Annotated in this window: 9 protein-coding genes; 2 read left to right on the top strand and 7 right to left on the bottom strand. The window is 65.4% G+C overall.

The window, feature by feature from the left end; all coding sequences use genetic code 11:
* Nucleotides 1–105 precede the first annotated feature (105 nt).
* Nucleotides 106–465: a hypothetical protein gene (locus ACZZ97_RS08085; protein WP_463472822.1), complete on the top strand. Its 360-nt coding sequence runs from the start codon at nt 106–108 to the stop codon at nt 463–465.
* A 268-nt stretch (nt 466–733) separates the two neighbouring features.
* Here ACZZ97_RS08085 and ACZZ97_RS08080 read toward each other — a convergent pair whose 3' ends face one another.
* The 3 genes from ACZZ97_RS08080 to ACZZ97_RS08070 form a co-directional block, all read right to left on the bottom strand.
* Nucleotides 734–910: a hypothetical protein gene (locus ACZZ97_RS08080; RefSeq protein ID WP_463472821.1), complete on the bottom strand. Its 177-nt coding sequence runs from the start codon at nt 908–910 to the stop codon at nt 734–736.
* 104 nt (nt 911–1014) lie between these two features.
* Entirely contained in the window at nt 1015–3153 is a 2139-nt protein-coding gene (locus tag ACZZ97_RS08075; RefSeq protein WP_463472820.1) for a nuclease-related domain-containing DEAD/DEAH box helicase, read from the bottom strand.
* Nucleotides 3154–3159: 6 nt separating this feature from the next.
* Complete coding sequence (locus ACZZ97_RS08070; protein WP_463472819.1) at nt 3160–4545, bottom strand: exonuclease domain-containing protein; 1386 nt, start codon at nt 4543–4545, stop codon at nt 3160–3162.
* A gap of 191 nt (nt 4546–4736) precedes the next feature.
* Between ACZZ97_RS08070 and ACZZ97_RS08065 the strand changes: the two genes are divergently transcribed.
* Nucleotides 4737–5612, top strand: coding sequence for a phospholipid scramblase-related protein (locus tag ACZZ97_RS08065; protein ID WP_463472818.1), 876 nt, complete (start codon nt 4737–4739; stop codon nt 5610–5612).
* A 75-nt stretch (nt 5613–5687) separates the two neighbouring features.
* On the opposite strand, the gene ACZZ97_RS08060 is transcribed toward ACZZ97_RS08065, so the two are convergent.
* The 4 genes from ACZZ97_RS08060 to ACZZ97_RS08045 form a co-directional block, all read right to left on the bottom strand.
* The gene (locus ACZZ97_RS08060; RefSeq protein ID WP_463472817.1) at nt 5688–7148 is read right to left on the bottom strand and encodes a hypothetical protein; all 1461 of its coding nucleotides are present in this window, start codon (nt 7146–7148) and stop codon (nt 5688–5690) included.
* A complete protein-coding gene (locus tag ACZZ97_RS08055) occupies nt 7141–8145 on the bottom strand; it encodes a hypothetical protein (protein WP_463472816.1) in 1005 nt (334 codons plus the stop codon). The genes ACZZ97_RS08060 and ACZZ97_RS08055 overlap by 8 nt, the downstream gene beginning before the upstream one ends.
* A 113-nt stretch (nt 8146–8258) precedes the next feature.
* Nucleotides 8259–9428 carry an McrC family protein gene (locus ACZZ97_RS08050; protein WP_463472815.1) on the bottom strand — a complete coding sequence of 390 codons (1170 nt, stop codon included), beginning with the start codon at nt 9426–9428 and terminating at the stop codon, nt 8259–8261.
* Entirely contained in the window at nt 9425–12082 is a 2658-nt protein-coding gene (locus tag ACZZ97_RS08045) for an McrB family protein (protein WP_463472814.1), read from the bottom strand. Before ACZZ97_RS08045 ends, ACZZ97_RS08050 begins: the two co-directional genes overlap by 4 nt.
* Nucleotides 12083–12135 lie beyond the last annotated feature (53 nt).

The raw sequence follows: 12135 nt of genomic DNA, 5'->3' as shown, positions 1-12135 counted from the left end.
TTAACTCGTCCTTGTCGGTGGTTCCACCTCGTTGGCCGGGTCGGGAATACATGAAACACCGCTCGAGGGGTTCTCGTTCTATTGATCAGACGCAAAATTCGCAGTATGCTCGTGTTCAAGAGCTTTACTCAGGTGCTCTTTGCAAAGACGACGTATCGAAAATTCCCGGAGGGTGACATGGCTAAACTCGTGTATGGCAAGAATGGACAAGTACAGTTCTTGAACGAGGCCGAAAAGCGGGAAGCCTTTGACTACCTCATCAATTCCTCGGACGTACGGTTCTACGAAGAGCAGAATCAGGAGCAGGGTGCATGGGCCGCGGAGAAGCGTATTCATTTTCGCAGCGAGGCAGGCGTGCCCGAGGGCCTCGTCCGAAATTGGACGGCGGGCAAGGGTGCTGGAGCCGTAGGTCGCATTAACTGTGCTGAACTTTACGACGAGGTATTGCCGCTCCGGAAGGTATAGATGTCATGGGCTAAATTTTTTTGAATGTGCGCACACTACGCCGGCTCTTGTTTTAGGGCCGTCCCTGAGCCCCGCGCCCATCTTGACGTACTCCCGGAATTCACTAAGCGGAATCAAGTGGCCAGGATGTGTCGCCGCGGACGGCGTTTTGCGCCCATCCGTTGCGGACCTCGCGCAGCTCGCCCGCGGGCCGGCTCCCCAATTGACCAAGGGTGGCCTCGATTGCGTCGCCGGAGAGCTCCTAGCGACTCCGTCAGCGTCCGCAGGATCACCTGCGGGTCGGTCTCGGAGTAGATGCAGCCACCTCGTCGCGCCGCTTCAAGAGGTTGGTCCAGGACATTCCCGAGACAAGGTGGGGTCGGAGGCGCTCAGCGATGATCGGCTCGAGGCCCCGCACCAGCTCGGTGACGGCGCGGCCGACGAGTTCTTGGTTGGTCGTGGTCACGTGCGCCTCCTGGTGCGGTGTGCGGAGACGCGCGAGTTCACATCGTCAGACGCGACCTCGACCCTTCCCGGGTGTTGATGTCATCGTGGCATGAGCAGCCGTCATCACGAAGCGGAGCCATGCGTTGACGCAGGCTGAACCGTGAGGGACCGGACGCCCACCCACAGCCCGTCGCGGGCACGGGTCATGGCCACGTAGAGCTCACGGCGGTCGAGGTCGCGGCGCTCGCGGTCCGTCTCCGAGGTCGGCTCGGGGCCCGAGGCGAGCAGGGCGGGCTCGACTCGGGCGAGCAGCACCTGCTTGAACTCGAGGCCCTTGGCGCGCTTGACCGTGCCCACCTTGACGGCATCGACGGGGCGGCCGTCGTAGCGGTCGAGGGCGATGACGGGGACGCCGGCCGCGACCAGCGCCTCCTTCGTCTTCGTCACCTGCCCGTGCGTGGTCGCCAGTACGCCGACGTCGCCCCAGGACGTGCCGACCAGGCGAGTGACCTCGCGGACACGCTCCACGAGCGCTGCGTCGTGGTCGGGCCACGAGCGGTGACGGCTCAGCACGGGGGCAGGGCCGTTCCGGGTCACGGTGTCGACACCGTCGCGGAGCTGCCCGCTGCCCTCGATGTCGGTGTACTCGTCGCCTGCTACGACGGTGTTGGCGAAGGCGAGGATCTCGGCCGTATTGCGGTGGTTGACATCCATGACGACCCCACGGCCGCTGAGTGAGATGCCGATCTCGGACAGCGTGTAGCCCCCGGGGTAGATCGTCTGCTGGCCGTCGCCGATGAGCGTCAGGCCGTCGGGTCGGTCACCGACGAGCGAGTGCAGGAGGGACACCATGGCGCAGGTGAGGTCCTGCGCCTCGTCGACGATGACGGCGCCGTAGCGTTCGAGGGGCGTCGCGCGGAGGCTGTCGCGGGCCAGGAGGATGACGTCCGCGAAGTCGTGCGCGTCGCGGCGGCGGAGGCCCTGCTCGTAGCGCTCGTAGAGCGACCAGACGTCGCGGCGCTGGTCGACGTTCAGGCGGTAGCGCCTGCCGACGCGGGCGAGGTCGGCGTACTGCTCGAAGGTACGGATGCCGCGGCCCTTGATGACGTGGTCGATCTCGTCGCGCCAGTAGCGGGAGGTGGTCCCGGACGAGTCGAGGGTGCCGCCTCGTGCGCGGCCGGCCCACGCCTCGTCAAATGCGGAGTCGGCCGCTTTCGTGTCGAGGCGAACAGCGCACCCGCGCTCGGACAGGACGTTCAGGGCGAACTTGTGGATGCCGCTGAAGTCGACCGTATCGACGGTGTCAGGGGCGAGTCGGGCGAGGAGGTTGGCGAGTACCTGGGGCAGCGTGCGCACGTAGGTCGCGAACAGGACTCGCGTGCCGCTGTTGCGGGCGAGGTAGGCGGCTCGGTGCAGGCCGACGACCGTCTTGCCCGTGCCGGCAGAGCCGCGGATGCGTGCAGGTCCGTTGAAGCTCCGCCTCACGAGCTTCGCCTGGGCCGGGTCGAGGAACGACATCCACTCCTCGATCGGCGCGGCGAGGATGCTCTCGAGCAGGGCCGCGTCCACCTCGGCCATCTCGTCCGACGAGGCGATGTCAGCAAGCGCTTCGGTCACGGACTCGACGGGGCGTGGCAGGACCGGCTCGGGCAGGGTGACGTCGATGTTCGTCGTCGCGTGCAGGACAGGGAAGTGGTCGAGCACCCGGCGGAGGACGGCATCGACCTGGCTCGGGGTGAGGCGGGCACCGGGGGAGGCGATGTGGCGGAGCGCGTCGCGCTCGCCGACGACGGTGACGGGACCGACCGCCTCCTTGATGCCCTTCCGGCCCGCGAGGACTGCGACGGCGTGGACCTCGGTCGGTGCGAGGCCGACCTCGACGAGAATTCCTTCCGTGTTGTAGGCGAGGTCGGCGAGCGAGGCGAGGTCCTCGGTGACGTCGGCCTGGCCGCGGAAGATGCGGCCCTCATGGATCGACACCTCCTTCCACGCCTTCGTGTCGACGATGTGCACACCCGACGGGCCGACGACGATCAGGTCGACCTGGGCGCTTCGACTGCCCGGCCACGCACGGTCGGGAAGGAGGTGGTAGCCGAGCGCGCTGAGCGGCGCCAGCTCGGTGGCAACCCGCTTCTCGGTGATGCCGGCGAGCCCGAACCGAGCCGCGGCATCACGGGCGAGAGCGGCCTCGTGTTCGTGAGCTTCGGCGCGGGCCATCTGGCGGCGGGCCTCGTCGGTGGCGGAGGCGCCTGCTGCTGCCACGGTCGCCTACGCCGTCTGGAGGAGGCCGCGGAGGGCGTCCTCGCCAACGATCGGGACGCCGTACTGGCGTGCTTTCTGTGCTTTGCCGGACAGGCTGTCCGGGTCGGCAGCGACGAGGAACGAGGTCTTCTTCGTGATGCCGGGCTTGACGATCACGCCGAGCGAGGTGAGGAGCTGCTCGATGGTGTCGCGGGGCTGCGACATCTCGCCGGTCAGGACGACGAGGTCGCCGGGGGCGAGGCGTGTGGCCTGCGGCGACGCGGATCCGATCGGCTGCGTGGACGCGGCGGAGTTCGCGGCCGCGGCGTACGCCTGCGTGTGCCGCGGCTCCCGGGGCGCGAGGGCCGCGGCACTCACGGAGGGCTCGATGTCGAGCATGACGGCGACCGACTCGACGTCCGATCGCTCGTCGGCGCTCAGGACGCCGTCCGACCATGCGGCGTCGACGAGCGTGTCGAAGTACTCGTGATGCAGCTCGGCGCGGCGGACCGGGCCGACGCCGATCGCCTCGCCGAGGCTGCGGAGCTCGTCGGTCTCGGACACGGACAGGAAGCCGTCGGAGAGCGCGCGGTCGAGCACGGCCAGGTAATCGAGCTCACGACCTGTGCCGGCGACCGGTCGGAGCCTGTCGGTGGTGCGTTCGAGGAAGGACGCCGGAGGTGCGGTGCGGCTGGTGGTGGCTGCCGATACGCCGGAAGCGACGGCCTGGCTCGTGCCGATCGCCCAGTCCCGGGCTCGCTCGTCACGTGCTGAGTCGAGGTTTCCGCCGCCGGCGCGTCGTCGCGGGACCCAGCCGGCTGCGCTGCGGCTGGCGGCTGCGCTGGGCCACGGAGCGCGGGCGGCGAAGTCGCCCCACTGGCCCCACCACTCGGCCTGGTCGCGGCCGAGTTCGAGGTAGGAGCCGAGGAGGTGCGCGGTCGCTCGTGCGTCGGCGAGGGCCTCGTGCGCGTCGTCGAGAGGGATGTCGAAGGCTGCGCAGCAGTCGGCGAGCTTGCGGCCGGAGCCGGGCAGGTAAGTGGTCGCGAGCTTCATGGTGCAGAGGGCACCGTCGTCGCTGACCGGGGACGTCACGCCGAGACGCGCGAGCTCGGCGCGGAGAAAGGTCGTCTCGAAGCGGGCGTTGTGTGCGACGAGGACGCGTCCGCGCAGGTGGTCGACGAACTGGTCAGCGATGTCAGCGAACGTGGGTGCGTCTTTGACGTCCGCGCCACGGAGCTGGTGGATGTGGGTGGGGCCGAGGTCGCGGCCGGGGTTCACGACCGTCTCGTAGGAGTCCTCGATGGTCCCGTCGGGGGCGACGTGGACGATCCCGATCTCGATGACCCGGTGGTGGTACTGCGGCGACAGCCCGGTGGTCTCGAAGTCGATGACGGCGTAGCCGTTGTGAGCCATGTGGTTCCCCCTGATCGAGACCTGCCTGACCGCGGGTCCTTGAACCATGCTCACATGTGTTCGACGTGCGGTGGTGCGAGAGGGGGACCCAGTTGTGGGGGATGGACGCTATGCCAGGGACTCTTTCAGAGCTCGGCAGTTGCCGATTAGTGTCCGCCGTGGTGCCTCAGTGGGGCTGTTAGCCTCGCGCCATGACCATGCAAGCATCTCCGGGGTGGTTCGCCGACCCCTTCGCGAGATTCGAACACCGTTACTGGGACGGATCTCGGTGGACTGAGCACGTGGGCTCGGGCGGGCAACAGGCTGTAGACGCACCCGTGAACCCGCCACCTGCGACTTCTGGACGTGGTCAGCACATCATCGCGCAAACCGTCTTGCCTTCGGCGACTGCGCCCGTCAACAAGCGTGTCCAGCGCCAGGTCGAGAACCTCGGCGTTGCTGACAGGACGCGGAGTGGCGGCGGCACTCTCCTGACAGAACCCGTTCTTGTCGTCAACCAGAAGGTCAAGCTCTTCGAGAAGAAGGCTGAATACGAGGTATTCGATCAGCTCGGTCGCAAGGTGGGCGGCGTGCGGCAGTTTGGCACGAGCATGTCGCGCGTTGCGGTCGGGCGGGACAACGCGACGAAGCGGCTCCAGATCGTCGATGCACAGGGGATGCCACTGTTCACCCTCACCCGGCCGGCGACGGTCCTCAAGTCGAAGGTCATTGTCATGCGTGGCGATGGCACGCACATTGGTCAGATAGTCCAAGAGAACACTGGCGTATTGGGTTCGGTACTGGGCGGAAGGTTCAACATCAGGTTCCGCCTCGAGGCGGAAGGAGTCAGCGTTGGCACCATCAACGCGGAGAGCTGGCAGGCATGGGACTTCAGTCTCCAAGACCCGCACGGTTTTGAGTTCGCCCGCATCACGAAGACATGGGCCGGACTGGGGCGACAGTCGTATACGAAGGCCGACAACTACGTCCTCGAGATCCATCGTCACCTCGAGGAGCCGCTCATCTCGCTCGTCGTCTGTGCGGCTCTGGCGATCGATACGGTCCTGCACCAGGGCAGCAACCGATGACGCAGCGCCGAGCTCACCGTCCGTGATCTTCCACCGGCGGACACCCTCCATGTTCTCGGCACGAGACGGCCGAGGCTAGTCGAGGAAGAAGCTCAGCACCTTGGCCTCAGTGTTCAGTACCTCGTCCTCACTCACCCCGATCTGGAGCGCCAGCTCGACCGACCCGACGGCGGCGACCAACAGATCAGGTGAGAAGGCTCGCTCAAGCACCGTGAAGTAGTCCGACATGCTCGCGTTGAGCTTCTCGACGAGCGCCGCGTACTCCGCGTCGAGCTCGTCGTCGAGGTCACTCTGAGCGGCCAGGTACTGCTCGACGAGTTCGGCTTCTCGTCGGGAGAGCGACGATCGAGCCGTCTGGTACATGACCATGCCAACGGTGTTCCCGATGACGGCGCCTAGGACGGGCACCGGGATGAGCGTCTGACCGATCAGCGACGACAGGGCGCTGACCGCAGTGTCGAGACACACGAGCTCGGCGTTCTCGATGAACTGCGCTTCGGAGATCTCCCCCCGGCGCAGCTTGCTCGCCTGTTCCGCCACGCCGAAGGCGCTGGTGACGACCGAACTGGCCACCGCTGCGGACGTCGCGGTGAAGTTCGTCAGGGAGTAGATCGTGAGTCCCCGGACGCCTCCCTTGACGAAGCCGAAGCCCGCAGTACCAGCGATCTCCGCCCAGTCGTCACTTGTGAAGTCAGCAAGCTTCTTGCCTGCGCGTCGCTTCTGGATGATGGCCATAAGGAGCGCAGCGCCACCCTCCACAGCTGCGCTCAGGAGCGTGGCCTGCACACCCTCTTGCAGCCCGGGTCGGCTGTCGTCATGCATGTCTTCGCGGATGGACTTGTCGGTGTTCTTGAGCTCTTCCTTCTCGGAATCGAGCGTCGTGGCGTAGGCGCCGCGCTGGACATCTCCGTACTCCAGGTGAGACGGCTCGACCGAGTCGATATCGATATCGCCAGCTGCGAAGAAGGACTGGACGCGCTTCCAGTCGGTCAGTGACGGACCGTCACCGCCTCGGGACAATACAGACCCGGCTTCCTCCGAGCTCATGTCGTGCAAGTCCCTGATCACATCGAAGTGATCTCTCGGTATTTGGTAACGGCCACCGTTCTTCACGTAGTCGGGGTACTTGGACAAATGATCGGCGATCGCGCCGAGCCCGAGACGGCCGCCGGCCGCAACGAACTTCTGCTGGATCTGGATGCCGTCCCTGACGAGGTCAACAGGGCCGTTGTCGTTCACCCACTCATAGACCGTGTCTTGACCGAGAAGCTGCCGTCGCGCGTTCCCGACACCGACCTCAGCCACCTCGGCGATGAAGCCGTGCATGCCCTTGACCCCGCCACGGTTCGTCGTGACGACCTCGAGATCTATCTTCCTGATCGCCGAGTCGATACTCGCCAAGGCGCTCTCGAGGTTCGTGCTCTGCTCCGCGAGGCTGCTCAGCAGCCTGTCGAGGCGTAGTTGGTTGAGGTGGCCGACCCAAGCAGCGACGGCCTGTTCCTGGTTGCTCGACGCGAGTTTGTCGGTGTCACTCATCGACGCTGCCTCTGTCCGGTTCTTCCTCGAGCCGAGTACTGAGCAGAGCGGCGCAAGCCCTGGTGTTGTTCACCAGCACCACGAGCTGTTGCTGTTGTTCAGCTGTCAAGGCGAGATAGTCGGTGCCGAAAGCAGGCAGGGCTTCGCCGTAGGTCCTGGCCAACATCTGGCGGATCGACGTCGTCTTCTGGAGGAGGTCGCTGATCTCAGCATCCATGCCCTTCACGATGGCGGTGTTCCGCTTTACGGCACTCAGGGCCTCCTGGTGCGCTTCCCTGTTCTCCAGCCTCTTCTTCGTCAACAAGGCGATCGACGCGAGGAGGCCCGCCCCCGCGATGGTCCAGCCCACCGGACCTGCAAGGGCGAGCAGAGCCCCACCTGCTGCAGCACCGCCACCTCCCGCTGCGAGAGTTCCTCCGCCGAGCCACGCGAGGGCAGCGTTCGTTGCAGCGACGCCGGACAGAGTCGAGATCGCCGTGCCGGTCGACGCGGTTCCGAAGGTCGTGGCGACCCACAGTGCCGCGGTTGGGGCGAGGCTCGCCACGGCCGCGCCGGTCGTCAACCCAGCGCCAGTTCCCAGCGCGGACCGGCGTGCAGCTTCGAGGTCGTTACGAGCAAATTCCTCCGCGTCGAGGAAGTCCGCCTTGTCCACGTGGATCTTCTCGAAGTCAGCCTCGAACGTCTTGGGTGTGTTCGCCACACTGTTGACGAGCAATTCGACGAAGGCGATCAGGTCCGTTGATCGATCGCGCTGTCCGAGGAGAGCGATGCCCTTGTCGTTCATCAAGGTGAAAGCATCGTTGTAGTCGGCGATCGCGTCCTCGTAGGGATCCGACTTCTTGCTCGTGAGCTTCTCAACTGTGTCGGCCGCGGCCTCTTTGAGGTCACCTGCCTGGTCGATGACCCTGGTTGACGTAGTGCGCGCGAAGCGACTGATGTCACCCAGTGCTTGCGCCAGGTTCTCCTTGGCCTTCTCCGGCACGCTTGATTCCGTCATGGATCCCCCTAGTTATCGCGGTGTTGAACGTTGTCATGAGAGTAACGAGAGCCGACGACATCTCGCGTGTCGGGTGGTCGTCGCGACGAGCAACAACTTCGCGCTGCGCGATCTCAGGCCGGAGCACTGGCGAAGCGGCCCGCCAAGTGGCCGAGCTGCACGAGCATCTGTTCGGGCTTCACTGCGACGTCCAGCCGCGCCGTGCGGATGGTGACGCCCGACCGACGGACGGTCGCAATTCTGTCGTGACCCGGCTCGTCGCCGGCGACATAGATGAGCGTGCCCTCCGTGAGACCGAGCACAGTGCAGTACGCGAGTATTTGGTAGAGGTCCTCGGGGCGAGGCGCGCCGGTCTTGTACTTGGCATCCATGACGACGGTGGGGACGCCTCCTACGGTGTGGACGAAGTCGGGACGGATCGGCTGTCGACGCTCATCGTCGAGATGAGTCGGATACTGGCCGACGCTGACTCCGGGCGAGACTTTGGCGAATGCCGCCTCAAGGGCTGCAGTGACAAAACCCTCGAAGGCCTCGGCCATGTTGACGACGAACGATGCGACGGGGACTCCGGCGTCCGTTTGCGTCGGGGCTAGCCGATCCAGGACCAATTCCGCGAAGTGCAGGGCGGGCTGATAGCGCTCGTTGAGTCGAGATGGTTGCCACGAGGGGCGTGCTCGGCCTGAAGGTAGGAAGGAGACGGATGTGAGCTGGCTGTCGAGATCGACTAGGCGACGGCGTGCGTCGATGGGGAGCCGGGAGAGCGACATCAGGACATGAGCCGCTCCCCGGAGAAGCTGATTCTCAGCGATGTCGGTCGTGTAGTCGTCGACGGTGAGTTCGACGGGCAGGAGCTGACCGCCGCGTCGGGACATCTGATCCGAGAATCGGATGCGGCCTCTCACCGTCACTGCACTCTCGTCGAGGCGTCGATAGCCCTGCAGCACGCCACGCCCCAGGGCACGCTCCATCAGGCGGGCGTACGTCTCCGCCACGGCAGGGACTAGGGAGTCGCCTGCACCGGATACCTCCTCTGGACGGAATCCAGGATCGGACGCGTACCCGAGCATGAACAAGACGGATGCGAAGGGCGCCTTGGGCTGCACGACGAATTCGTCCGTTCCGATCGCGACCGAGCCGACGTGGTTCAGCTGCGGCTTCACCTGTGCTCCCGTAGAAGTCAGCTTGGACTCGATGAGGCCCGTCATGCACGCCTGCTCGAGCACGCCCGCTGCGAAAGGCGCTTGCGTCCAACCGCCGTTCTCGGGCATCTCGAGGCGGGTCACGTCGTCTGCGCCTCGCCGAGCTCCGTCTCGTTGTCCTGCGCGTCGACGAGGATATCTTCGGCTGGTTCAAGCGCGTTGAGCCCGAACTTCTCCCGCACCTCGCTGCGGCTGAAGCGGCCGTAGTAGTGCTCGTCGAGCAACGGCAAGATGTCGTGCTCCCAGATCCGTGTCAACCCGGCTGTCGTTCGCGCGCTTCTGCCCATCAGGTACGACGGGCCGATCTGGAAGTCACGATCGACTTCGCCTATCCGGTGGTTCAGCTCTCGGAGGAGCGATCCACGAGTGACGGCATGTCCCTCGGCCACCGACCACCGGTCGATCAGGCCGCGCACCGGCTCCTCCGCGGGGTGAAGCTCGACGAAGGAGAAGCGGCGCCGAATGGCAGCGTCGACGAGAGAGATCGAGCGGTCTGCCGTGTTCATCGTCCCGATGACGAAAAGGTTCTCGGGCAGACGGAAGTCTTCCTCGGGGGAGTACTGCAGCGAGACCTTTGCGTCCCGGTACTCGAGGAGCAGGTAGAGCTCACCGAAGACCTTGGCGATGTTCGCTCGGTTGATCTCATCGATGATGAGCACGTGCGGCACCGTCGGGTTCGCCACCGCAGCCTCCGCCAGGAGCCGAACGGGACCGGGAGCCAGCCGGAAGGTCGCGGTGCCGTTCGCGTCCACGGTCGGACGGAAGCCCTCGAAGAAGTCCTCGTATGCGTAAGACGGGTGGAACTGGACGATGCGCATCGCGCCGGCAGGAGCGATGAAGTCGGCCAGAGCGCGTGCGAGATACGTCTTGCCGGTGCCGGGAGGCCCGAAGAAGATCAGCTGGCGACGCTCTTCAAGGAGGTCGACGACGTCGTCGAGCCAGGGGCGGTCGTAGTGGAGCCGGGCGGCTAGCTCGATGGTCGCCCGGGGCAGGCGAAGCTCCTTCTGCGACACGGCCTCTGCCTGTTCCTTGTCATCGGGCTCTGGCGTCAGGAACAGCACCTCGCTGATGATCGGTTTGCTCCTGAGCGCGTCAAGAACCGAACCGGGCACCTGGTCAAGCGGCAGGACGTCACCCCACGCGACGCTCCGCGATCGATCGAGGCTGAGAGGCCCGACCTGACCCGCTGCGATGCCGTCCTCAGTCTCAACAAAGACCTCGTCCTCCTGGTTCATCGTCGAGAGGAAGGCAACTGCGTCTGCAACCTGAGACAGAGTTTCGGAGATTGGGGTCGAGTCATCCCAGGATCTCAGAGCGACCGTCCGGATCTCCGATCGCTGCACCAGCCCCGTCGTATCGAAGTCCGTTGCGGGACACACAAGTGATTCGCCGGGTGCTGCGTCTGACATCACCCATCCCCGCCTCTTCTGCTCGGGCGGGCGCAGCCTCCACTCCGGTGACCATGGTTCCGAGTACCAGTCGATGTCGAGTTGGCCGGTGGGGTCAAAACGGTCGCGAAGGGCGAGGAGCGCACGGTCCGCATCCGCGAGATCGAACTCGTGGGGAAGTGCAGCCGCGAAGGCGTCGCGAATCCATTCCTTGTCCGCCGTCCGGATTATGCCCTCGAAGTAGGTGGGCCAGGTCATGGCCAGGAGCGCGCTTCGTACGGGAGCCGCATCGAGTTCTGTCTCGCCTGTGCGGGCCCGGAACACCCAAGGATCATCAAGGGCTGCAGCCCGATCGTCACTCGACAGAGCGTCCCAATGTTCGATGAAGTTGCACAGCCATCGGATGTGCTGCGGGACCTGCTGGTTGTAACCCTGGCCGCCCTTGAAGATGGGTCGAGTCTCCAGCGCGTCGACGACGACGTCTGGGACGGGCGGGGCGTCAGGCAGCACGTTGAGGATGTCCTGGATCATCCGCGTCTTCGTGTCGGAACGGACGCTCATCGTGGGCAGGCGCTGCACGAAGAAGAGCTCTGCCGCCAACAACACGACGGCTCTGGGCTGCTCGCTGAGCTGCCGAGTGAGTTGGACGAGGAAGGAGTCATCGCCACCTGGCTCGTCCATGACGCTTCTGAGCTGCAACGCAGTCTCTCGAGTCCACGTCACGGTCCGATCGTCGAAGACCGAGGCGGCACCTCGAAGCCCGCGGTCGAGGACGATGCTGGCTGCACGAGCTATCGCTTGACGCTCTGCCCGGCCGGCGGGCCCGTCGTCAAGGGCGGGCCCCTCATCGTCGATTCCTCGAATTGCGGAACAGTCCGAGCACCAGCCTGGGTCGGCCTGAGATCTGAGCTCTGTTCCACCCGGTGCTTCGGACCACGCCTCAAGAGCTTCCTCAGCTGTCCACGTTCGCGGAGATGTCGACACGCCATGGCGGCAGGAAGGCAGATGGAGCTTGCCCGAGGTCGCTTGCATGTAGCCGTCCTCAGACTCAGCCAGGCCCCACTGCACGCCGGCGAATTCGCGGGTGCTGCCACCGACTCGGACCCGAGAAGCCGGCGCGAGATCGCCGATGTCGAACCCGAGGTCTTGCAGTACGGATCGAGCGAGCTTGGACCCGAAATGCCCCCGCGGCATCCCACTCGCGGCTGCGAGAGCCTGCTTGACGGGGTACCGTCGGCCCTCGATGGCGACGAAATACTTCGTCAACTCCTCAGGCTCGACCCCACGGACCGCCCCAACTATCGTCTCGGGATCAAGCTCGATCTTGGCGCCTTGAATCTTGAACTGCATCGTTCCCCCTCGGTGCTGAGTCTCAGCACTGTGCTCTGGCCTCGCCTTTTGCC

The sequence above is a fragment of the Frigoribacterium sp. AC512 genome, assembly GCF_979258295.1.
This window is presented reverse-complemented; position numbering and strand designations above follow the sequence as displayed.

Coding starts and splice junctions, on each gene's coding strand:
- ACZZ97_RS08085 (WP_463472822.1), top strand. CDS start 106: ATGCTCGTGTTCAAGAGCTTTACTCAGGTGCTCTTTGCAAAGACGACG.
- ACZZ97_RS08070 (WP_463472819.1), bottom strand. CDS start 4,545: ATGGCTCACAACGGCTACGCCGTCATCGACTTCGAGACCACCGGGCTG.
- ACZZ97_RS08065 (WP_463472818.1), top strand. CDS start 4,737: ATGACCATGCAAGCATCTCCGGGGTGGTTCGCCGACCCCTTCGCGAGA.
- ACZZ97_RS08060 (WP_463472817.1), bottom strand. CDS start 7,148: ATGAGTGACACCGACAAACTCGCGTCGAGCAACCAGGAACAGGCCGTC.
- ACZZ97_RS08055 (WP_463472816.1), bottom strand. CDS start 8,145: ATGACGGAATCAAGCGTGCCGGAGAAGGCCAAGGAGAACCTGGCGCAA.
- ACZZ97_RS08045 (WP_463472814.1), bottom strand. CDS start 12,082: ATGCAGTTCAAGATTCAAGGCGCCAAGATCGAGCTTGATCCCGAGACG.